This window comes from Klebsiella sp. HN106, from assembly GCF_051209435.1.
GTDB lineage: Bacteria > Pseudomonadota > Gammaproteobacteria > Enterobacterales > Enterobacteriaceae > Klebsiella > Klebsiella oxytoca.
In genome coordinates this window covers 1-441 of sequence record NZ_JBLURD010000105.1, presented here as the reverse complement: position 1 = coordinate 441, position 441 = coordinate 1, and the positions used below count along the sequence as shown (strand labels likewise).

General features: G+C 64.9%; 1 protein-coding gene. It reads right to left on the bottom strand.

Translation table 11 applies throughout. The annotated features are described in order from the left end of the window. On the bottom strand, window positions 1-441 hold a 441-nt coding region (gene vgrG, locus ACSIPU_RS30540), incomplete at both ends, for a type VI secretion system tip protein VgrG (protein ID WP_435322481.1).

Sequence of the window (441 nt, the reverse complement as noted above, 5' to 3'; positions counted from 1 at the left end):
GCATCAGCGGTGATGAATATCCCTTTCCCGGCCCGTATCGCTCCGTAGCTGTCGGTACGCAGCTCGAATCCCTCCCCGCGCGGCTGTTTTCCGCCGTCCACCAGATGCCCCAGGTTCAGCTGGCTCTTGCCGCCGTACTCCGTGCTGACCTTGATGTGCTCTTTTCCCCGCGCGTCGTCGAGGCGGATTTTGTTGTTCGCCGGCGTGCGCAGCACGTTACGTTTATAGTTCCGGATGGTGACAGGGTCCGGGTGCGCCGAGTCGTGCAGGACACCGGCTATATACGGCCGGTCCGGGTCGCCCTGTTCAAAGGCGATGGCCACCTCGGTGCCCGCCAGCAGCGGCAGATGCAGGCCGTACGTGTCACCGGCATACGGGCGCGCCTGGCGTACCCACAGGCTCTCTTCTCCCGGCTGCCAGTGGTCGCGGTCGAACAGCAGG